Below are 20,010 nucleotides of genomic sequence, written 5' to 3'. Positions count from 1 at the left end.
GGCTGCTCCTTGTCCGGTGGTCTCGGGCAGGGGGCCCGGCTAGGGGCGTTTGGAAAACACGTGGTCCAGGGCCTCGCGCAGGATGGCCAGCCCGCGCGTGAGTTCCGCGTCGGAGATGACCAGGGGCATCAGGGTGCGGATGACGTTGCCGTGGTGCCCGCAGGAGAGGATCAGCAGGCCGTTGTCCGTGCAGCGGGCGACCACGGCCTTGGCCTCGGCCCCGGCGGGTTCGCGGGTTTCGCGGTCGCGCACCAGCTCGATGGCCAGCATGGGCCCCAGGCCGCGGATGTCGCCGATGCAGGGCATTTCGGCGGCCCAGGCCGTGAAGGTGGCGCGCACCCGTTCGCCCAGGGCGCGGGCCGTGGCCAGCAGGTCGTCGCGCTCGAACACGTCGAGCACCGCCAGCGCCGCCGCGCAGGATACGGGGTTGCCGCCGTAGGTGCCGCCCAGGCCGCCGGGCAGGGGGGCGTCCATGATCTCCTGGCGGCCGACCACGGCGGAGATGGGCATGCCGCCGCCCAGGCTCTTGGCCGTGATGGTGATGTCGGCGGCCACGCCGTGCTGCTCCATGGCGAACATGGTCCCCGTGCGGCCGATGCCGGTCTGGACTTCGTCGGCGATGAACACGATGCCGTGGCGGGCGCAGATTTCGGCCAGGCGTTTGAAGTAGCCCGGGGGCGGCACGATGAAGCCGCCCTCGCCGGTCAGGGGCTCGACGATGACGCAGGCCACGGACTCGGCGGCCACGTGCCCGGCGAAGAACTCCTCCAGGCGGTCGGCGCAGGCCAGGTCGCAGCCGGGGTGGGTCCGGCCCAGGGGGCAGCGGTAGCAATAGGCGTAAGGCATGCGGTAGACCTCGGGAGCGAAGGGCCCGAAGCCGAGCTTGTAGTTCTTGACCTTGCTGGTCAGGGTCATGGCCAGCAGGGTCCGGCCGTGGAAGGCCGTCTCGAAACAGATGACGCCCTGACGGCCGGTGGCCGTGCGGGCGATCTTCACGGCGTTTTCCACGGCTTCGGCGCCGCTGTTGAGCATCAGGGCCTTTTTGGGGAAGTCGCCGGGGGTCAGGGCGCACAGGCGCTCGGCCAGGGCCACGTAGGGTTCGTACATGGCGATGTGGAAGCAGGTGTGCATGAGGCGCCCGGCCTGCTCGCGCACGGCGGCCACCACGTCGGGGTGGCAATGGCCGACGTTGTTCACGCCGATGCCGCCCACGAAGTCGATATACTCGCGGCCTTCCACGTCGGTGACCCGCGCGCCCTCGGCGCTGGCCGCGAAGCAGGTGCAGAGGTTGGAGACGCCGCGGGGCACCACCGTGTGCCGCCGCTCCAGAAGCGAAGATGTGGACATGATCTGCCGCCTTGTAGGTGTTGTCTGCGGCGCGGGGCGCCGTGGGAATGCGGGACACAGTACAAGGGGCGGGCCAATGGGATTTTAATTTGTTATTTCAGCATGTTGACAACTTAAGGGTGCTGGTTGGGCGATGCGTGATTCATTTTTGAATCATTTGTTTATTTAATATACTGGAATAAAATACTTTTTACACGATTCTACATTGAATCGAATTTCAAAGTTTCCATTTTTGTCTAAAATGAGGCTTCCGGCCTGGTCGCTGCGCCCTTTACCCGGGGCATGCCGGTCCGTCTGCTATTGAAAGCAAAAAATATCTGCGTGTTGCAGATATTTGCCTGGATATGGATTTTATAACAAAAAAGGAAAATAATTGTGTATTTCTAAAAGAATTCACGGAAGATGTCGCCATTCAGGGCTTCTTTCCGGGGATGCAGTCTTAGTTTGTTGAAATAATATATGATTTGTGTTAACGAAAATGTCTAAATCAGGAATCGGTATGCAGCCCGGCCTCGGCGCGGGACAGGCGGATGCCGTGCTGGCGCAGCTTGCGGACCACCGTGGGCTGGCTCACGCCCAGGTGGGCGGCCATTTCGCGGGTCGAGCGGCAGCGCGCGGCGGCGCGCAGCAGCAGGTCGCGCTCCAGGGCCAGCAGCTCGCGTTGCAGGTCGATGCCCTCCTCCGCCGGGATGGGCCGCACGCCCAGGGATTCGGCCAGAAAGCCGTCCAGCAGGTCGTCCTGGGAAACGACTACCCCTTTCTTGAGCAGGTTGATGAGTTCGCGCACGTTGCCCGGGAAGGAGTGGGCCTGGAGCAGGCTTAGGGCGTAGGGCGAGAGGCGCTTGCGCGTGCCGAAGTCGCGGTTCAGGGTTTCCAGAAGCTGCGGGGCCAGTTGCAGCAGATCCTCCGGGCGCTCGCGCAGGGGCGGGATGCGCACGGTGAAGGCACTCAGGCGGTAGTAGAGGTCCTTGCGGAAGCGCCGCCCGGCCACCTGGGCCTCCAGGTCGCGGTTGGAGGCGGCCACGATGGTGCATTCCAGGCGCCGGGGTGCGCGGGCCCCCAGGGGGTAATATTCGCGCTCATCGAGGCATTTCAGCAGCTTGGCCTGGGTTTCGGCGGGCATGTCGCCCACCTCGTCCAGGAAGAACGTCCCGCCCCGGGCCAGGTCGAGCAGCCCGGCCTTGGCCTCGTGGGCGCCGCTGAAGGCGCCGCGCTCGTGGCCGAACAGCTCGGCCTCCACCAGGGCCGGGGGCAGGGCCGCGCAGTTGATCTGGATGAAGGGCCCCTGGGCGTGGGCGCCGTGGCGGTGGATGAACTTGGCCAGCAGGCCCTTGCCCGTGCCCGATTCCCCGAGCAGCAGGATTTCCCCGCTGCCCAGGCGGGCCAGCTTGAGGGCCGTGGAGAGCACCTGGCGCATCTCCTTGCTCTCGGCCACGATGCGCCGGTCGCCCAGTTCCAGCAGGTTCAGTTCCGTCAGGGCCTCCTCGGCCTTGAGGCGCGCCCGGCGGTCCTGCTCCATGCTCGTTTGCATGGAGCGCACGTCGGTCACGTCGCGTTCGTGGACCACCACCAGATACAGCTCCCCGCGCTCGTCGAACACGGGCACCCCGGTGACGTACAGGTGGCGCCCGGTGCGCCGCGCCTCCTGGACGAAGCTCACCTGGCGGCGCCGGGTCAGAACCTCCAGGCTGGCCGAGCGGTCCACGATGCCCCGGGCCACCACCTGGTCCACGCGCTGGCCGATGACCTCGTCGGCGCGGATGCGGTTCAGCAGTTCCGAGGCCTTGTTCAGGTCCAGCACGGTGCCGTCGGCGGCGGTGATCCAGATGCCGTCCGTGGACGAATCGAAGACCGCGCGCAGGCGGCGGATGCGCTCCTGGCAGCGGGCGAGTTGCTCGGCGGGGTGTGTGTCGGTGGTCATGGCTGCTCCTGCGTGGGCCGGGGGGACTGACCCGGCCCATGCAGGAAGCGTGCGCGCCGGGGCGTTAGAAGGCGTTGCCCGGTTTGTTTTCGGCCACCGGATGCGACGCGGGCGGGATGGGCTCGGGGGGCGCCGGGGGCGCGGCGGGTTCGGCGCCGTCCTCTCCGGCGGTTTCGGGCAGGCCGCTTTGCAGGTCGCCCAGGGGCCCGGCCTGGATGGCCAGTTCCTGGAGGTCCTCCAGGTAGTGCTGGTAGCGGTCCAGGTAGAAGGCCAGCGCCTTGGCGAAGTTGCGGCCGACCAGTCCGTCCAGGAACATCTGGCTGATTTCGTGCTCGCGTTGCAGCACCATCTGCGAGAGCAGGAACACCCGGCGCTCCTCGCGGGTCATCTCGCGCAGCAGCAGGGTCAGCACCGTGCGCGCCCGGGGCTGGTAGAACCAGAAGTACATCAGGTCCAGGGCGTTGACGATGATCATGGACAGCAGTTCGCGGCTTTCCACGCCCAGCTCCGCGACCAGCCGCTTGGGCGATTCCAGCAGCCGGGCCACGTCCTGGGTGGGGTGGCGCAGTTCCAGGCTGGCGTAGGTGTCGAAGAGCTGGCGCAGCTTGCCGCGGTAGTCGAAGAAGCGCAGGCGCATGTTGGCCCGGCGGTCGGCCAGCCCCTCGATGACGGCGGCCACGCAGTCCGAGGCCAGCTTGGAGATCACCGCCGCCCATTTTTGCAGCTCGCCGTCCACGTCGGGCAGGCCCGCCTGGGTCAGCAGCAGGCTGGCCCCGGCGTTGAAGGCCACGGCCAGGGGGATGGACAGCACCGTGCGGAAGAGGTTGGCGAAGGCCGCCGAGCGCGGCAGGCCCCGGAAGAGATTGTGGCTCATGATGTACAGGCCGTTGACCAGGGCCATGGCCGAGTAGAGCAGGATGGGCCCGGTGTGGGCGTTGATGCCCAGGCCCTGGTCCAGCAGCAGGCTTTTCACCAGCCAGTCCAGCAGGGGCACGGAGAAGCCGGTGTACATCAGCGAGTCGGCCAGGCGGTCCCAACTCACGTATTCCGTCCAGCGCAGGAGCGGCGAGCGGCGGATGCCCCCGGAGCCCAGCACGGACTGGATGACGTTGCGCACGCCGGTGATGCCGAACCACAGGAAGGCACCCAGGTAGGCCAGCACCCACCAGTCCTTGGTCAGGGCGAAGGTCAGGAAGGCCGGGACGAAGCCCAGCAGGACCTTCAGGGTGTTGGACACGGAGCTGTTCAGGTAGCGCAGGGGCGGGCGCGCCTCGGGCTCGGGCGGCGGGGCGTCGCAGTCCAGGTGCAGGCCGTTGCCGCTTTCGGGCTGGAAGCCGCCCAGCAGGCAGATGTTGCTGGCCTCGGGCGTGGAGGCCTCGTAGCCGTCCACCACCCAGTCCTCGCGGCGGTCGTATATCCATGGGGTCAGCAGCGGCACCCGGCGGGCCAGGCGCTCCTTCTGGCGCCACAGCCAGGAGTCGTCGTCGTCGGGCAGGTAGGTTTCGCGGCGCAGCACGCGCACGCGCACCGGGACCCGGGCGTGCAGGGCCAGGGCCTGTTCCAGGCTGTGCTGGGCCTTGCGCGGCAGGGTGTCGCGCACGGCCATGCCCATGCCCGGCACGCGCGCCGAGCTGCCCGTGGAGTCCGTGCCGATGCGCGAAGACAGGCGGACCTTGGCGTAGGACGCGCGCAGGATGGCCATGCCGCCCAGCACGCGCAGGAGCTTGGCGCGCTGGTCGGCCTGCTCCGGGGCGTCGCCCAGGTCCTCGATGGTGGTGACGATGGCCTTTTTCAGGCGCACGGCGTTGCCCGAGTTCACGGCGCACTGGAGCTCGATGATCCGTTTGTTGTCCGTGGAGCGGCCATAGGCCGTGTCCTTGTAGTTGAAGATTTCCAGGTGCGTGATGAGCCCGCCGCAGTCGTAGAGCAGCTCCAGCACGTCGGCGGCGCGCAGGTGGGCCAGGTTCAGGGTGATGGTGTGCCCCGAGTGCAGCCCGGCAAGGCGCGCCAGGAGCACCGCCGGGGGCAGGCGCAGCAGCAGCGGCGCGTCTTCGTCCTGGCCGGGGACGTAAGGGTTGTGCAGCCCCGGGTTGCACTCCGGGCACAGGTAGCGCGCGATGAGGTGTTCGATGTCCAGGGCGTTCATGCGCCGAACGCGTTCCTCGGCGGCTCTGCGCTCCTCGGGGCCCAGGGCGCAGGCCGCGCGCATTTCCTGGGCCTTGGCCGCCAGCAGGGGGAAGAGCTGGTCGTGGATCAGCTTGGCCAGGTGGTGCAGCGAGGCTTCGCCCGAGCCGACCATGGCCTCCAGGGTTTCGCGGGCCGGGGGCGCCATGTCCAGGCCGAACTCGGCGTTGAGCGCGGGCAGGTGCCGGGCGTTGAATTCGTCCAGGGCGGCCAGCACGTAGCGTTGCTGGTACTGCGAGACCTCGCGGCCCTCGGCCATGAGTTGGGCCGTGTCGGGCAGCTCCAGGAAATCCAGAAATTCCGAGGGGTCGGCTATGCCGCGCGGGGTCCAGATGAAGCGCACGAAGCGCCCGCGCAGGGGGGCGCAGTATTCGATGCCCACGCGCACGCGGATGTCGGTGATGGCCCCGGCCTCCAGCAGTTCGCGGGCGACCTCGGGCGGCACGTGGTTGTAGTAGATGACCGTCAGGCGCCGGATGCCCTTGATCCAGGCGTCCATGATCAGGTGCGTGGCGGACTTGCGGCCCTTGGTGTTCGCGTCGTGAACGTGGTCGTCGAAGCTGACCTGGTTCCAGGCCTCGGGCATTTCCACCAGATGGTAGCGCCGCAGTTGGGCGGCCACGGTGCGCGGCTTGCCCGTGGCGGCGTTGCGGAAGTCGCGCGCCAGTTGCAGGCGGCGCAGTTCGTCCTTTTCGCGCACCAGTTCCTTCATGATCTGCATGAGCACGCGGGCGGTGTTCAGGCGCAGGTGGCTGTGGGAGCTGTGCAGGGTCTCGTCGCGCAGGGCGCGCAGGCTGCGCAGGCGCTCGTCGGCCTGGCCGCGCTCCAGGGAGCGGAACAGGCTGGCCACGGCGTAGGCGATGCGCAGGCCTTTGGTGGCGGCCATTTCCTTTACGCCGCGCGGGTGCATGATGGGCGCCAGCAGGCGCTTGAGGTCGCGGCCCTCGCGGTGGCGGAGCACGTCGGAGACGATGCCCAGAAGCTGGTGGTCCTTCTGGTCGAAATACAATGGGGAACGGATGCTGCTCTGGTACATGGACACGCTGCCGCTGGAACCGGCCCGGGGCGGGCCGGAATGTTACGAAGTTGTCACAAGCAAATTCCAAATTTCACAATCGGCGGAAGTCGCGGGGATGTCAAGGGGGTTTCGGGCTGCATGCCGGAGGGCGCGCAAGGCCGGGGGGCCGGGCTCCCGGCGGTCGACCGGGGGCCGGGGCCGGGCCTGGCTGGCGCGGTGGTGCGGCCTGGGCGGGGCTCAGGCACCCGCGCGGTGGGCCAGCAGGTGCCCGGCCAGCTCCACGAAGCCCGCTCCCCCCCGCGAGGGGGTGACGAAGGCCGGTTCGGCCTCCAGCTCCCCGGCGAAATCCAGGACGTTGGCCACGCCCACGGCGTTGGGGAAGTAGGCGAACATCGGCGCGTCGTTGGGCGAATCTCCGCTGAATACCACGGTCTGCCGGGCGGCGTCCAGGTCGGCGCCGAAAACACGGGCAAACAGCGCGCGGGTCATGGACAGTTTGTCCCACTCGCCGAACCAGCCGTTGACGTGGATGGAACTGACCTTGGCCCGGGCTCCGGCCGCCTCGAACATCTCGCGGATGCGCCGCACGGCCGGGCGGGGCAGGGGCGGCACGTCCTCGCAGAAGTCGATGGCCAGGTCGGTTTCGCGGTAGGCCTGATCGGCGGAGATGGCTGCGCCGGGCACTTCGGCCACGATGCGCCGCCCCAGTTCCGCCAGCCGGGCGCGGTCGGCCTCGCGCCGGGGGGCGTCCAGGGCGTAGTGGCGTTCCATGCTCCGGGCGGCGTGGTCGTAGCGGAAATAGAAGGCTCCGTTTTCGCCGACCACGGCGTCCACGGGCCACATGCGCGCGATGTGGTCGCACCAGCCCGCCGGGCGCCCCGTGACGGGCACCACGGCCAGCCCGGCGGCGCGCAGGCGCTCCATGGCCGCGTAGGTGGCGGCGCCCAGCCGGCCGTGGTCGGTCAGGGTGTCGTCGATGTCGGTGAGCACGCAGCGCACGGCGCGGGCTGTGGCCGGGCTCATCTGGGCCAAGGGGCGCATGGGGCCTCCGGGGAAGGATAAGCGGGAACCGCCCCGCCCGGGGCGGCTCCCGCCGGTTCGTCGCTTTTTCCGCCCGCGCTAGATGATGCGCTGGCGGATTTTGGTTACCACCACTTCGGCGGCGATGACCACCGCGAAGATGCACAGCAGGATGAGGGCCACCTGCTGCCAGCGGAAGAGGTTCAGGGCCGTGTCCAGCGCCACGCCGATGCCGCCCGCGCCCACCAGCCCGATGACGGCGGACTCGCGGACGTTGATGTCCCAGCGGAACAGGGTGATGCCCCAGAAGGCCGGGGCGATCTGCGGCCAGTAGCCCTTGAGGAAGATGCTCGGCCAGGGCGCGCCCGCGGCCCGCAGGGCCTCGACGGGCCCCTTGTCGCACTCCTCCAGGGCCTCGGAGAGCAGCTTGCCGCAAAAGCCCACCGAGCGGAAGCCGATGGCCACCGTGCCCGCCAGGGCCCCGGGGCCGAAGACGGCCACGAACAGGATGGCCCAGACCAGGGTGTTCACCGAGCGCGAGGACACCAGGATCAGCTTGGACAGCCAGTTCAGCGCGGGCACGCGCACGATGTTCGACGCGCCCATGACGCCCACGGGCAGGGCCATGAGCAGCGCGAGAATGGTGCCCAGCCCCGCGATGTTCATGGTTTCGATGAGCGCACTGTGGACGTGCTCGGCGTAGCTGGCCGTGTCCGGCGGCCACATGCGCCGGAACAGGTCGGCCATCTGCTGCGGGGCGTCCCACAGGAACTCGGGGATGACGCTCACCGTGCGCATGGAGACCGCGAGCAGCACGGCCATGGACAAAAAGACCGTGAACCGCGCCAGACGCTGGGCCGGGGTGAAGCGCTCCCATTTGCGGTGGAGTTGGGCATCAGTCATTGAACACCGCCTTGACCCGGGTGGCCACATACTCGCTGCACATGATCAGCGCGATGATGGACAGCAGGATGGCCGCCAGGAAGTCGTAGTCGAAGCGCTGGAAGGCGGAGAACAGCGTGCCGCCGATGCCGCCCGCGCCGACGATGCCGACCATGGTCGAGTTGCGCATGTTGGCGTCGAACTGGTAGGTGGCGAAGCCGATGAAGCGGTTGAGCACCTGGGGCAGCACGGCGTAGAGCAGCAGGCTCATGAACGGCGCCCCGGCGGCCCGGCAGGCCTCCACGGGCTTGAGCGAGATCTCCTCGATGGCCTCGGCGAAGAGTTTGCCGATGAAGCCGATGGAGGCGAAGATCAGCGTCAGGATGCCCGCCAGGGGGCCGAAGCCCACGGCCTTGACGAACAGGATGGCGAAGATCACCGGGTGGAACGAGCGGCAGACGGCGATGACGGCGCGCGCGGGCCAGGTGGCCCAGGCGGGCATCAGGTTGCGCGCGGCGGCCAGGCCGATGGGCAGCGAGAACGCGACCCCGAAGGCCGAGGCGATGACCGCGATCTGCACGGTTTCGTACAGGCCCTCCATCAGCAGCTTCCAGCGCTCGAAGTTGGGCGGCACCATCTCGGCCAGGAAGCGGGCGCCGTTGTCCAGGCCGATGAGAAACCGGGGCCAGGTGATTTCCAGCGAACCCGCGGCGTAGAGGCAATACACCCCGAGCAGGACCCAGCCCGCCCGGGCGCCCCAGTTCGGCCTGAAGGGCCGCTTGGCGGCGGTGGCGGTCATTGCAGCCAGCCCTCCCCGCCGTAGATGTCCTTCAGGTGCTCGTCGGCCAGTTCGTCCGGCGGGCCGTCGAAGACGATGCTGCCCCGGGCCATGCCGATGACCCGGTCGGCAAAGCGCTTGGCCAGGTTCACGTCGTGGATGTTGATGAGGATGGGGATGCCCCGGGCCCGGGAAAACTCGTTGAGCAGGCCCATGATCTCCACGGAGGTCTTGGGGTCCAGGGAGGAGGTCGGCTCGTCGGCCATGATGATGCTCGGGCTCTGCATCACCGCGCGGGCGATGCCCACGCGCTGGCGCTGGCCGCCGGAGAGGGCGTCGGCCCGGGCGGTGGCGAAGTCGGCCAGGCCGACCTGCTCGATCAGCTCGAAGGCGCGGTCGATGTCCCGCTGGGCGTATTTGCGCAGCCAGGCGCGCCACACGGGCACCGAGCCCAGCCGCCCGCACAGCACGTTTTCGATGACCGTCAGCCGTTCGACGAGGTTGAATTCCTGGAAGACCATGCCCACCTGCTGGCGGGCGCGGCGCAGGTCGCTGCCGGACAGGCGCGTCATGTCGCGCCCGGCAACGGAGATGGTGCCCCGGGTGGGGTCGATGAGCCGGTTGATGCAGCGCAGCAGCGTGCTCTTGCCGGTGCCCGAGGGGCCGATGATGGCCACGGTGGTGCAGCCGGTGACCTCGAAGGAGATGCCCTGAAGCACGGGTTTGCCCGGCACGTATTCCTTGACCAGATCCTTGACGATCAGGGAACGGGGGGCCGAGCCCCCGTTCCCTTTGCAGTTGTTGTCGTTCACTTGGGTCGCCTTGGGGGAGGGTTACTGCTTCTTGGCCTTTTCGGCTTCCTTCTTGGCCATCTGCTGCAGGCCTTCCTCGTTGTAGCTGGTGCCGGTGGCTTCGGCGATCTCGCGGATGACCTTCCAGTCGGCCATGTAGGTCACGGGGTAGAAGCGGTCGGCCCCGTCGAAGGACTTCTGCATGGACTCGGGGAAGCGGTAGGTGTGGAACGCGCCCACGACCTTCTGCGCCAGTTCGGGGCAGAGCTGGTTGGAGTAGCCGAAGGACGAGGTGGGGAAGCGCGGGCTGGTGTAGATGGCGCGCAGTTCGCCCTCGGCCACGCGGCCGGCCTTGAGCATGCGCTCGTACACGTCGGAGGCCACGGGGGCGGCGTCGTAGTCGCCGTGGGCCACGCCCAGCACGGACTGGTCATGCTTGCCGGAGTACAGCACGGTGTAGTCCTCGTCGGGCACCAGGCCGAGCTTGGGGAACAGCGCGCGCGGGGCGAGGTTGCCGGAGTTGGACGAGGGCGAGGTGTGGGCCACCTTCTTGCCCTTGAGGTCGGTCAGGGTCTGGTAGGGGCTGTCCTTCTTGACCAGCATGATAAGGTGGTAGCCCTGGAAGCCGTCGGGATAGCCCTTGACGGCGATGGGGACGTAGCCCGCGAGGTTGACGGCGAAGCCGGTGGGGCCGGTGGAGAAGCCGGCGATGTGCAGGCGGCCGGAGCGCATGGCCTCGACCTCGGCGGCGTTGGACTGCACGGTGTAGTAGACGACCTTCTTGCCCGTGGCCTTGGCCAGATACTCCTGGAAGTCGGCGAAGGCGTCACGGTACACGGCGGGGTCTTCCACCGGGGTGTAGGTGAACACCAGGGTGTCGGGGTCCTTGCACTGGTCGGGCCCGGCCAGGTCGGCCACCAGGTCCATGTCGTTGTCGCAGTACATGCTGTCCAGCAGGCCGCGGTTCTTGCACTCGTCGGCCAGGGCGGGCGCCGCCAGGGCCAGGAGCAGCGCCAGCACGAGCAGGCTCAGGCATTTTTTCATCGTCTCTTCCTCCATCCAGACAGGGTTGTCAGCACCGGCGCGGCCCCGCCGCGCCGCCTCCACACACGCAAAAAAACGGTTCAGCGCGCCGGGGCCATGGTCCGCACGGCCTTGAAGGCCGTGGCGATGGCCACTCCGGCGCCGCATTTCATGCGAATCCAGTCCTGCCCGGCGAGGATGGACCCGGCGGCGAAGAGCCCCTCGTGGGCCGGAGTGCCGTCCGGGCCCAGGGGCCGCAGGGCGGCGTCCACCCGCAGCCCTGCGCGGTGCAGGCCGTGGCCGCGCGGGTCCAGGTAGTCCTGGCGGTACCAGTCGGCGCGGTCCTCGGGCTGGGCCACGGGCAGGCCGAAGACCGTCTCGGTGATGCGCCGCCCGCGCAGCCCGCCCAGCCCGCCGCCCAGGAAACGCCCGCTGCACAGGAGCACCCGGTCGGCCAGCACCTCGTGCTCCACGGGCTGACCCGTGACGCGCAGGCGGAAGGGCTGCCCCGGGGCGGGCAACGGGCCGACGAGCTTCTGCTGGCAGAACAGGGCCACCCCGCGCCCGGGCAGCAGGCCCTCGAAGGTCTCCTTGAGGCGGATGCCCGGCACGCCCGGGGGCATGGTCGGAATTTCGAACACCGGGCGGCCCAGCAGGCGGGTCATGTCCGCCGCCACGTCGCCGGGGCGGTGCATGCCCAAAACGGCGGGCAGGCCGACCACCCGCGCCCGGCCCACCAGGGGCGCCAGGGCCCCGGCCAGGGCCCGGCGGGCGGCGGGCACTTCGAGCATCCGCGCCACCTGCTCGGGGTAGACCTCGCCGCCCGGGTGCCCGGGCATGGCCACGCGGGCCGTGGTCAGCCCCGGCCAGCGCGGGCCGAGGTTCGCGGCCACCTGCCGGGCCGAAAAGCCCTTCATGCCCTCGAAGGCCACGATGCACGTCGGGGTGCCTTCGGCCAGGGCCTCGCAGCCGGGCAGGGTCGTTTCGGGCACGCACCAGGAGTGCTTGAGGGTGCCCGCCGGGGTGGGCAGCAGGAAGTTCGTTTCGCCCCCGGCGCGGTAGGGCAGGCCCGCCTCGCGCAGGAAGTCCATGACCTCGTGGAAGGCCAGGCGGATGTCTTCGGGGTCCAGCAGGGCGTAGGGGTGGCCGGGCTCGTCGCGCAGCAGCGCGGCCAGGGCCTCGAAGGGCCGCTCCACGGGCCGCGCGGGCTGGCCTTCGGCCATGGCGGGCAGGGCGCCCAGCACGTCGAAAACGCCGCTGGTATAGGATATGGCCCCGGTGCTGCCCGCCTGGACCACGGACAGCCCCCGGGCCGAGGCGAAGACGGCGGCGGCCATGCCCGCCAGCCCGGTGCCGACGACGGCCAGATCGTAGCGCGGGGTCTGGCTCATGACCGGGCCTCCCCGTCCTTGGCCGCACCGGGCGCATCGGACGCCGCTGGGGCGCCGGGTGCGGAATCGTCCAGCTCCAGGCCCAGCAGGCCGCAGTGCAGCGCCTCGGCCAACTCGGCCTGGATGAGCTGCGGGCCCCACAGAACGGGCCGCTGGCCCTTGAAGCGCTCGGTGAAGAATTCGCGCATCCGCGCAAGCCCCTTGGGGGAGGTGTAGTGGCCGGTGTCGTACAGGTGCGCCGCCACGCGCACGCCGCAGAAGGCGCCCTGGCAGGAGCCCTTGCCGATGCGGCTGCGCTTGCCCAGGGCCTGGAGCCCGGGGTCGGGGAACTGCTGGCCGCAATCGTTCATGATGCCGTCCACGGCGCTGGCGGGCACCATTTCGCACTCGCACAGCAGCGGGTCGTCGGCGTCGTGGCGCTGGGCCCACAGGCGCGGGGCGAAGCCCGGCTCGGTCCAGCGGCAGGCCGGGGCGGCGGGCAGGGGCTCGGTGCGCGTGCGGCACGGGGCGCCGACGCCCAGGCGCGCGCAGACCAGATCGGCGGTCTTCTCGGCCATCAGCCGGAAGGTGGTCAGCTTGCCGCCGGAAACGGAGCAGAAATTGGAGAGTCCGGCCTCGGCGTGGTCGTAAAGCATGAACCCGCGACTGACCGTGCGCCCGTCGCCGCCGCCCGCGCTGATGAGCGGGCGCACGCCGCAGTAGGCGCGCACGAAGCGCGTGTAGGCCAGGGAGGGGATCATCGGCAGGGCCTGGCGCAGGTTTTCGTCGGCCTCGGCCACGGTGGGCCGGGCCGCATCGGGGTCGTCGATGGTCACGCTGGTGGTGCCCAGGATGGACACCGTGCCCCCGGGCACGAGGATGTCGCCGTTGCCCGGCGGGCGCAGGCGGTTGACCACCCGGCGCGTCATGCGCTCGTGGGTCACGAGCAGCGTGCCCTGGGAGCAGAGCATGGGAATGCTCGCCCCGGCCAGGGCCGCCACGCGCCCGGCCCAGGCCCCGGTGGCGTTGACGACCTGGGCGGCCTCGATGGTTCCGGCCTCGCCGCTGACGGTGTTGACCGTGTGCACGCGCACCACGCGTCCGGAGTCCACGTCCATGCCCGTGACGCGCGTGCGCCGCAGCAGGGTGCAGCCCGTGAGGCTGTGGGCGTGGGCCATGTTTTCCAGGGCCAGCCGGAAGGGGTCGATGGTCGCGTCGGGCACGGCGAAGGCCGCGATGACCTTGGGGGAGAGCACGGGCTCCATGGCCCGGGCCTCGGCGGGCTCCAGGCAGCAGACTTCGATGCCCGCCGCCGCGCACCAGCCGGGATAGTCGGCCACGAAGCGCTCGTCGTCGCCGGCCACGGCCACGAACAGCCCGCCGCAGTCCTCCACGCACTGCGGGGCCAGGCGTTTGATGAGCGCGCCCTCCTCGCGGCATTCGCTGGCGGCCTCGGTGTCGTTGGACACGTAGCGCCCGCCGCTGTGCAGCAGGCCGTGGTTGCCGCCCGAGGCCCCGGAGTTCACGTCGCCGGTTTCCACCACCACGCACGACACGCCGCGCAGGGCCAAATCACGCGCAAGGCCGGTGCCCGTGGCACCGGCGCCGATGATCAGCACATCCGTCTGCATTCTGCTCCTTCCGCAGGTCCGCGGCGGCCGCCCGGGGAATGTCGTCCGGCCGCCCCACCGGGGCCGGGCGCGGGCAGGCCGCTGGCTGAAAGTTCTAGATGAACCCGGGAGCCAAGGCAACCCTTGGCGCAGGGAAATGCCACCGGAGCGCTGTTTTTGGGGATGACTGTCGGCCCGGATGGCGGTATGGCCCCCTGGGTGCGGCGGGTTGCCTTTACGGGCCGCCGTGTTATCTTTCACGCTCGGAACACGACGACGCGCCCGGCTCCGGCGGCCGGGCGTCAACCCACAGGGAGCCGCCATGGACGCCACCCCCGCCCCCGATTCCAACTCCGCCTCCGCCGCGGGCGCGCCCGTCTGCGCGGCCTGCGCCCCGGCCTTCCAGGTCAAGGCCCTGGAGTTGCTGCCTTCGGGCGGCAACTACACCATGTGCCTGACCTGCGGGCTATGCTCCTCGGGCTGCCCGGCCTCGGGCCTGGAGGGCATGGACCCGCGCAAATTCGTGCGCATGGCCGCCCTGGGCATGAACGAGGAACTGGCCGCCACGCCCTGGGTCTGGATGTGTACCATGTGCAAGCGCTGCCAGCACGTCTGTCCCATGAACATCGACATCCCGCGTCTGGTGTTCCACGCGCGCTCCTGCTGGCCGCGCGACAAACGCCCCCGGGGCATCGTGGCCTCCTGCGAGCAGGCCCTGCGCACGGGCACCCACTCGGCCATGGGCATCGGCCCCGACGACTTCGCCTTCGTCGTCCAGGACGTGCTGGAGGAACTGCACGAGTCCCAGCCGCAATTCGCCGGGCTGACGGCCTCGCTGAACCGCAAGGGCGCCCATTTCTTCCTGAACCAGAACTCGCGCGAGCCCGTGACCGAGCCCGACGAGATGCTCCCGCTGTGGAAGATCCTCGACTACGTCGGCGCGGACTGGACCTACGGCACCAGCAGTTGGGCCGCCGAGAACTTCTGCATGTTCGCCGCCGACGAAGCCGCCTGGGAAAGCATCGTCCGCGACCTGGCGCGCAACGTCCACGACCTGGGCTGCAAGGTCTGGCTGAACACCGAGTGCGGCCACGCCTACTACGCCGTGTGGGAGGGCATGCGCCGCTTCGGCATCCAGGCCGATTTCCGCCTGGAGAATCTGGTGACCTGGTACGCGCGCTGGATCCGCGAGGGCAAGCTGCCTGTGAACAGCGACTGGAACCGCGAGCTGGGCATCACCTTCACCGTCCAGGACCCCTGCCAGATCGTGCGCAAATCCCTGGGCGACGACATTGCCGAAGACCTGCGCTTCGTCATCAAGGCCGTGGTCGGCGAGGAGCATTTCATCGAGATGTACCCCAACCGCTCGAACAACTACTGCTGCGGCGGCGGGGGCGGGGCGCTCCAGGGCGGCTACCCCGAGCAGCGCCGGGCCTACGGCCTGCGCAAGCGCGACCAGATCCTGGCCACGGGCGCCAAGTACTGCATCACGCCCTGCCACAACTGCCATTCGCAGATCCACGACCTCTCCGGGCAGGCGGGCCACGCCTGGGAAACGGTCCACCTGTGGACGCTCATCTGCCTGTCCCTGGGCATCCTGGGCGAAAACGAGCGGGCCTACCTGGGGCCGGATCTGGCCGGGGTCGGGCTGTAGGCGGGCCGCCGCGCGCCTGCTTTCCGCCGGAAACGCGAGCGCCCCGGCTGCCTTGGTGGCAGCCGGGGCGTTTCGCGTCCGGGGGCATATGGGGCCCGCCCGGGGAACCTGGCGCCCTAGCGTCTGCGGGCCACGAGCAGCCCCTGGGGCGTGGTGGTGTCGTGGTAGAGCACGTCCCAGTCCGGCGAGGCCGCGAGCATGGCGCAGAGCAGGAACGTCTTGACGCTCTTGGGGAAATGCACGTCGTGGAAGATGGCCAGCCCGCCGGGGCGGATGCGCCCGCTGGTCAGGGTCCATTCGGGCATGGTCGAGAATTCGCCGCAGTCGTAGAACACGGCGTCGAAGGTGTCGGCCTCGGCCAGCACGCGGTCCAGGGCCGTGGGGCCCTGGGCGGCGCAAAAGCCCGCGTCGGCCTCCCAGCGCTCGGGCAGGACCCGCGACAGGCAGCGCAGCCCGCCATCCTCGAAGAGCCGCGCGTCCACGGCCGGGGCCAGGGCCCCGGGATCGGCGGGCAGGCCCAGGGCCGCCGCGTAGGCGCCGCGCTCCACCGGGCGCACGAAGGGCCCCAGATGCCCGCGCAGGGCCGCCACGGGCAGGCCCAGGAAGTCCGCCCTGGTTTGGCCGTCGTAGAAGGCGCGGTACTGTTCGCGGGTCAGGGTCGGGCCGGTGATGAAGCGCACCCGGCGGGCCACGGCCCGCAACGGCTCGCGGATGTCGTAGGCGTCCACGGGCTTGCCGTCCACGGAAAAGACCCGCGTGCCCTCCGGGGCCAGGGTGCCCCAGAGCAGGGAGCTGTAGCCCGTGCCCAGTTCCAGCACCGTGTCTGCGCGGTCCAGGTTCAGCGCGAAGTTGACGCCTGTGGCGTATTGCAGGAAAACCGGGATGTTGTGGCGGTCGTTGGCCCGGCCAGCGCGGGTGTCCAGGGCGGCCTTGGCCAGCCCCTGGAGCAGGGCGGTGTTGGCGTCGGGCCGCAGGGCGCTCACCGCGTGGTACTTGAGCAGCTTCCTGTTCCAGTCGAAGGACATAGGTTCCGCCTTGGTCTGCCGTGGGGATACACAAACTATCCCAGGCCTTAGGGCATCCGGGCGGGAACGTCAATGGGCGCCGCCGCGCGCAGGATGGCCGTCAGTTCCCCGATGCGCGCGCCCACGTCCGGGGCGCCGACGATCTCCGTGACCAGACAGACCGTGCGCGCGCCGTGGGCCAGGACTTCGGGCAGGTTGTGGGCCTTGATGCCGCCGATGGCCGCGAAGGGCAGGCCGATTTCGCGGGCCACGAAGTCGAGGTAGCCCAGGCCCACGGGGGCGCTGGCGTCCTCTTTGGTCTTCGTGGCGTAGACGGGCCCGGCGCCGATGCTGTCCGCCCCGGCGGCCACGGCGGCCCGGGCCTGCTCCGGGCCGTGGGTGGACAGGCCGACGGCCACGCGCGGGCCCACCAGCCGCCGCACGGCCTGCACCGGCAGGTCCTGCTGGCCCACGTGGACCCCGTCGGCCTGCACCAGCAGGGCCAGGTCGATGAAGTCGTTGACGATGAAGGCCGCCCCGGCGGCGCGGGTCATGGCCCGCAGCTCCTTGCACTCGCGGTACATCTCTCCGGCCTTCTTGTGCTTTTCGCGGTATTGGATCAGGCGCACGCCCGCGTCGAGCATGGCGCGGACCACCTCCACGTTGCCCCGCCCCAGGGAGAAAGGCTCGGCGGTCAGGCAGTACAGCCCTCCCTCACGCATCAGTCCGGTCACCAGTTCGCGTCCGTCGGTCATCGGGGTTCCTCCTGCGGGTCGTCGTTCACTGTGGGGCCGGGCTCCTGCCCGGCCAGGAAGCGGTTCAGGAAATGGGCCAGCACCGCGTCGGCCTGCATGGCGGCGGCCACGCCGACCATGGGCGACAGGGGCGGCGCTCCGGGCCCGCAGGCCGTGCGGCCGTCGCCCACCAGCACGAAGTTGGGCCGCAGGGTGCGGGTGGCGATGGCTCCGGCGCGGCCGAAGCCGCCGATGCCCGAAGCGGCCACCAGCAGCGCCGGGCCGGGCAGCACGGCCTCGGCCAGGGCTTTCTTGGCCCGGGGGTCGTCCAGGGCCTCGACCACCGCATGGCAGGCGCCGAAGACCGGGGCCGCGTTGTCCCGGTCCAGGCGCGTGTGGTGCAGGGTCAGGTCCAGCTCGGGGCACACGGCGCGCAGGTTTTCGGCCAGGGCTTCGACCTTGGCCCGGCCGACCTGGGCCGCCGTGTAGCACTGGCGGTTCAGGTTCGAGGGCTCGACCACGTCGAAATCGGCCAGCACCAGCCGGGTGAAGCCCGAGCGCACCAGATGCATGGCGCAGTTGGAGCCCAGGCCTCCGGCCCCGGCCACGCCCACCGTGACCCGGGCCAGGAAGTCCAGGGCTTCGGCGGGCAGGTGCCGGGTCAGGCCCCGGCGCAGCGTGGAAGTCATGCGGCCCCCCGGGGTGCTCCCCCGGCCGCGAGCGGTTGCCCGGCGTGTTCCAGGGGCTCCCAGTCCTTGAACACGGGCTGGTAGCCGCGCCGGCGCAGGGCGGCGCACATGGCCTGCACCCCGCGCGGATCGGAGATCTCGAACTGCCCGGTGCCCGCCGCGCCGCCGGTGTGCCCGCCCACGGCGGTGGACACGCCCGCCGACATGCGCGTGACGCCCAGGGGAACGAGGTTGTCGCGCAGGGCCGGGGATTCGCGGGTGGAGATGGTGATGCCCGCCTGGGGCAGGAACAGGCGCAGGGCGGCCATGGCCTGGACCAGCGCGCGGTCCGTCAGCGGGTGCGCGGGTTGCCAGCTCCCGGCGTGGGGGCGCATCCGGGGCAGGGAGATGGCCAGGTCCACCCCCGGATAGCGGCGCTGGAGGTACCGGGCGTGCATGGCCGTGGCGAAGACTTCCAGCCGCCAGGGCGCGAGCCCGAGCAGGGCCCCGAGGTTGACCGTGCGCATCCCCGCGCGGCAGGCCCGCTCCGGGGCGTCCAGGCGCCAGGCGAAGTCGCGCTTGGGGCCCCGGGGGTGCAGGGTGGCGTACAGCTCGCGGTCGTAGGTTTCCTGGAACATGGTCATGCCGTCCACCCCGGCCCGGGTCAGGGCGCGGTAGTCGTCCTCGGACAGGGCGTGGACCTCCACGGCCAGGGACGGGAACAGCGGGCGCAGCAGCCGCGCGCAGGCCGCGATGTACTCCGTGCCCGCGCGGGCCGGGGCCTCGCCCGTGAGCAGCAGAAGCTGGCGCAGGCCGGTGGCGGCGATGGCCCGGCCTTCGTCCAGGGCCTGCTCCGGGGTCAGTTGCGCGCGCGGGATGCGGTTGGCGGTATTGAACCCGCAGTAGACGCAGCCGTTGGTGCAGTGGTTGGAGAGGTACAGCGGGGTGAAGAGCTGGATGGTCCGCCCGAAGTGGCGCACGGTTGTTTCGTGGGCCCGGCGGGCCAGGGCCTCCAGGTGCGGCTGCGCCGCCGGGGAGAGCAGGGCGGCCAGATCGTCCGACCCGGGGGCCGGAGCCGCCAGGGCGCGCAGCACGGCGGCCTCGTCGGCGGCCTCGATGGCCCGGGCCGCCTCGCCGTCGTGCAGCGCCGCGCAGGGTGCGACGAAGCTCATGGCGCCACCTCGCCTGGGACGGGTGCGCCCTGGGGGGCGTCCTGTCCTGCATCCAGAAAACCCGTCAGCGGCGAGGAGGCGCTGGCCCGGCGGCGCTCGGCCCCCGGTCCGGCCAGGAAGGCCGTGCGTCCGGCGGCCACGGCCCGGCCGAAGGCCCGGCCCATGGCCACGGGGTCGCCCGCGGTGGCGATGGCCGTGTTGACCAGACAGGCCGCCGCGCCCATCTCCATGGCCTCGCAGGCCTGGCTGGGCCTGCCGATGCCCGCGTCCACGATGACGGGCAGCGCCATTTCCTCGATGAGGATGGCGATCATCTCGCGGGTGCGCAGGCCGCGGTTGGTGCCGATGGGCGCGCCCAGGGGCATCACGGCGGCGGCCCCGGCGTCGGCCAGGCTGCGGGCCACGTAGAGGTCGGGGTTCATGTAGGGCAGGACCACGAAACCCTCGCGGGCCAGGGTTTCGGTGGCCCTGGCCGTGGCGTAGCCGTCGGGCAGCAGGTGGCGCGAGTCCGCGGTGACCTCGATCTTGATCCAGTCGCCGCAGCCCATGGCCCGGGCCAGCCGCGCGATGCGCACGGCCTCGTCGGCGGTTCGCGCGCCGCTGGTGTTGGGCAGGCGGACCATGTGCGCCGGGACGTGGCCCATGAGGTTGGCGGGCCCGGCGTCCAGGTCCACCCGGCGCAGGGCCATGGTGATGACCTGGGCGCCCGAGGCCTCGCATACGGCGGGGATCAGCGCGTCGTCGCCGAGCTTGCCGCTGCCGATGAACAGGCGGCTTTGCAGCCGCAGGCCGCCGATTTCCAGGGTGTCGTCCGTTTCCGAAATGCGGGTCATG

16 protein-coding genes are annotated in these 20,010 nt (G+C 70.3%); 1 reads left to right on the top strand and 15 read right to left on the bottom strand.

What is annotated here, in order from left to right:
• Window positions 1-39 precede the first annotated feature (39 nt).
• From gabT to ACZ5KV_RS02320, 10 genes are all read right to left on the bottom strand, one after another.
• Entirely contained in the window at window positions 40-1,347 is a 1,308-nt protein-coding gene (gene gabT / locus ACZ5KV_RS02365) for a 4-aminobutyrate--2-oxoglutarate transaminase (protein WP_464240743.1), read from the bottom strand.
• 487 nt (window positions 1,348-1,834) lie between these two features.
• Window positions 1,835-3,268 (bottom strand): sigma-54 interaction domain-containing protein, encoded by a 1,434-nt coding sequence (locus ACZ5KV_RS02360; RefSeq protein ID WP_464240742.1) that lies wholly within the window; start codon window positions 3,266-3,268, stop codon window positions 1,835-1,837.
• A 64-nt stretch (window positions 3,269-3,332) separates the two neighbouring features.
• Complete coding sequence (locus ACZ5KV_RS02355) at window positions 3,333-6,488, bottom strand: hypothetical protein (protein WP_464240741.1); 3,156 nt, start codon at window positions 6,486-6,488, stop codon at window positions 3,333-3,335.
• Window positions 6,489-6,707: 219 nt separating this feature from the next.
• Complete coding sequence (locus tag ACZ5KV_RS02350; RefSeq protein ID WP_464240740.1) at window positions 6,708-7,511, bottom strand: HAD-IIB family hydrolase; 804 nt, start codon at window positions 7,509-7,511, stop codon at window positions 6,708-6,710.
• Between the two features lie 78 nt (window positions 7,512-7,589).
• Complete coding sequence (gene phnE / locus ACZ5KV_RS02345; RefSeq protein ID WP_464240739.1) at window positions 7,590-8,393, bottom strand: phosphonate ABC transporter, permease protein PhnE; 804 nt, start codon at window positions 8,391-8,393, stop codon at window positions 7,590-7,592.
• On the bottom strand, window positions 8,386-9,171 hold the full coding sequence (gene phnE / locus ACZ5KV_RS02340) for a phosphonate ABC transporter, permease protein PhnE (protein ID WP_464240738.1): 786 nt from the start codon (window positions 9,169-9,171) through the stop codon (window positions 8,386-8,388). Before phnE (ACZ5KV_RS02340) ends, phnE (ACZ5KV_RS02345) begins: the two co-directional genes overlap by 8 nt.
• The gene (phnC, locus tag ACZ5KV_RS02335; RefSeq protein ID WP_464240737.1) at window positions 9,168-9,962 is read right to left on the bottom strand and encodes a phosphonate ABC transporter ATP-binding protein; all 795 of its coding nucleotides are present in this window, start codon (window positions 9,960-9,962) and stop codon (window positions 9,168-9,170) included. Before phnC ends, phnE (ACZ5KV_RS02340) begins: the two co-directional genes overlap by 4 nt.
• Window positions 9,963-9,983: 21 nt before the next feature.
• Entirely contained in the window at window positions 9,984-11,000 is a 1,017-nt protein-coding gene (gene phnD / locus ACZ5KV_RS02330; protein WP_464240736.1) for a phosphate/phosphite/phosphonate ABC transporter substrate-binding protein, read from the bottom strand.
• Between the two features lie 65 nt (window positions 11,001-11,065).
• Window positions 11,066-12,355, bottom strand: coding sequence for a glycerol-3-phosphate dehydrogenase subunit GlpB (glpB, locus tag ACZ5KV_RS02325; RefSeq protein ID WP_464240735.1), 1,290 nt, complete (start codon window positions 12,353-12,355; stop codon window positions 11,066-11,068).
• Window positions 12,352-13,965, bottom strand: coding sequence for an FAD-dependent oxidoreductase (locus ACZ5KV_RS02320; protein WP_464240734.1), 1,614 nt, complete (start codon window positions 13,963-13,965; stop codon window positions 12,352-12,354). Before ACZ5KV_RS02320 ends, glpB begins: the two co-directional genes overlap by 4 nt.
• Window positions 13,966-14,266: 301 nt before the next feature.
• Between ACZ5KV_RS02320 and ACZ5KV_RS02315 the strand changes: the two genes are divergently transcribed.
• Entirely contained in the window at window positions 14,267-15,598 is a 1,332-nt protein-coding gene (locus ACZ5KV_RS02315; protein ID WP_464240733.1) for a (Fe-S)-binding protein, read from the top strand.
• A gap of 116 nt (window positions 15,599-15,714) precedes the next feature.
• Here ACZ5KV_RS02315 and ACZ5KV_RS02310 read toward each other — a convergent pair whose 3' ends face one another.
• Genes ACZ5KV_RS02310 through ACZ5KV_RS02290 form a run of 5 tightly spaced genes read right to left on the bottom strand, consistent with a single transcriptional unit; the run spans window position 15,715 to window position 20,009 of the window.
• Window positions 15,715-16,623: an O-methyltransferase gene (locus ACZ5KV_RS02310; RefSeq protein WP_464240732.1), complete on the bottom strand. Its 909-nt coding sequence runs from the start codon at window positions 16,621-16,623 to the stop codon at window positions 15,715-15,717.
• 47 nt (window positions 16,624-16,670) lie between these two features.
• Window positions 16,671-17,357: a thiamine phosphate synthase gene (thiE, locus tag ACZ5KV_RS02305; RefSeq protein WP_464240731.1), complete on the bottom strand. Its 687-nt coding sequence runs from the start codon at window positions 17,355-17,357 to the stop codon at window positions 16,671-16,673.
• On the bottom strand, window positions 17,354-18,025 hold the full coding sequence (gene thiF, locus ACZ5KV_RS02300) for a sulfur carrier protein ThiS adenylyltransferase ThiF (protein ID WP_464240730.1): 672 nt from the start codon (window positions 18,023-18,025) through the stop codon (window positions 17,354-17,356). Before thiF ends, thiE begins: the two co-directional genes overlap by 4 nt.
• Window positions 18,022-19,176 (bottom strand): 2-iminoacetate synthase ThiH, encoded by a 1,155-nt coding sequence (gene thiH, locus ACZ5KV_RS02295; RefSeq protein WP_464240729.1) that lies wholly within the window; start codon window positions 19,174-19,176, stop codon window positions 18,022-18,024. The genes thiF and thiH overlap by 4 nt, the downstream gene beginning before the upstream one ends.
• Entirely contained in the window at window positions 19,173-20,009 is an 837-nt protein-coding gene (locus tag ACZ5KV_RS02290) for a thiazole synthase (protein ID WP_464240728.1), read from the bottom strand. The genes thiH and ACZ5KV_RS02290 overlap by 4 nt, the downstream gene beginning before the upstream one ends.
• Window position 20,010: the final 1 nt, after the last annotated feature.

Source organism: Desulfocurvus thunnarius (genome assembly GCF_055390965.1).
Note: the sequence above shows the minus strand (reverse complement) of the source record. Positions and strands in the feature narration are given on the sequence as shown.

Bases quoted from the DNA above. Each gene is read 5' to 3' on its own strand.
- phnE (WP_464240739.1), bottom strand. From the start codon at position 8,393: ATGACTGATGCCCAACTCCACCGCAAATGGGAGCGCTTCACCCCGGCC.
- thiH (WP_464240729.1), bottom strand. From the start codon at position 19,176: ATGAGCTTCGTCGCACCCTGCGCGGCGCTGCACGACGGCGAGGCGGCC.
- phnE (WP_464240738.1), bottom strand. From the start codon at position 9,171: ATGACCGCCACCGCCGCCAAGCGGCCCTTCAGGCCGAACTGGGGCGCC.
- ACZ5KV_RS02315 (WP_464240733.1), top strand. From the start codon at position 14,267: ATGGACGCCACCCCCGCCCCCGATTCCAACTCCGCCTCCGCCGCGGGC.
- glpB (WP_464240735.1), bottom strand. From the start codon at position 12,355: ATGAGCCAGACCCCGCGCTACGATCTGGCCGTCGTCGGCACCGGGCTG.
- phnD (WP_464240736.1), bottom strand. From the start codon at position 11,000: ATGGAGGAAGAGACGATGAAAAAATGCCTGAGCCTGCTCGTGCTGGCG.
- ACZ5KV_RS02310 (WP_464240732.1), bottom strand. From the start codon at position 16,623: ATGTCCTTCGACTGGAACAGGAAGCTGCTCAAGTACCACGCGGTGAGC.
- ACZ5KV_RS02360 (WP_464240742.1), bottom strand. From the start codon at position 3,268: ATGACCACCGACACACACCCCGCCGAGCAACTCGCCCGCTGCCAGGAG.
- ACZ5KV_RS02355 (WP_464240741.1), bottom strand. From the start codon at position 6,488: ATGTACCAGAGCAGCATCCGTTCCCCATTGTATTTCGACCAGAAGGAC.
- ACZ5KV_RS02350 (WP_464240740.1), bottom strand. From the start codon at position 7,511: ATGCGCCCCTTGGCCCAGATGAGCCCGGCCACAGCCCGCGCCGTGCGC.
- gabT (WP_464240743.1), bottom strand. From the start codon at position 1,347: ATGTCCACATCTTCGCTTCTGGAGCGGCGGCACACGGTGGTGCCCCGC.
- ACZ5KV_RS02290 (WP_464240728.1), bottom strand. From the start codon at position 20,009: ATGACCCGCATTTCGGAAACGGACGACACCCTGGAAATCGGCGGCCTG.
- thiF (WP_464240730.1), bottom strand. From the start codon at position 18,025: ATGACTTCCACGCTGCGCCGGGGCCTGACCCGGCACCTGCCCGCCGAA.
- thiE (WP_464240731.1), bottom strand. From the start codon at position 17,357: ATGACCGACGGACGCGAACTGGTGACCGGACTGATGCGTGAGGGAGGG.
- ACZ5KV_RS02320 (WP_464240734.1), bottom strand. From the start codon at position 13,965: ATGCAGACGGATGTGCTGATCATCGGCGCCGGTGCCACGGGCACCGGC.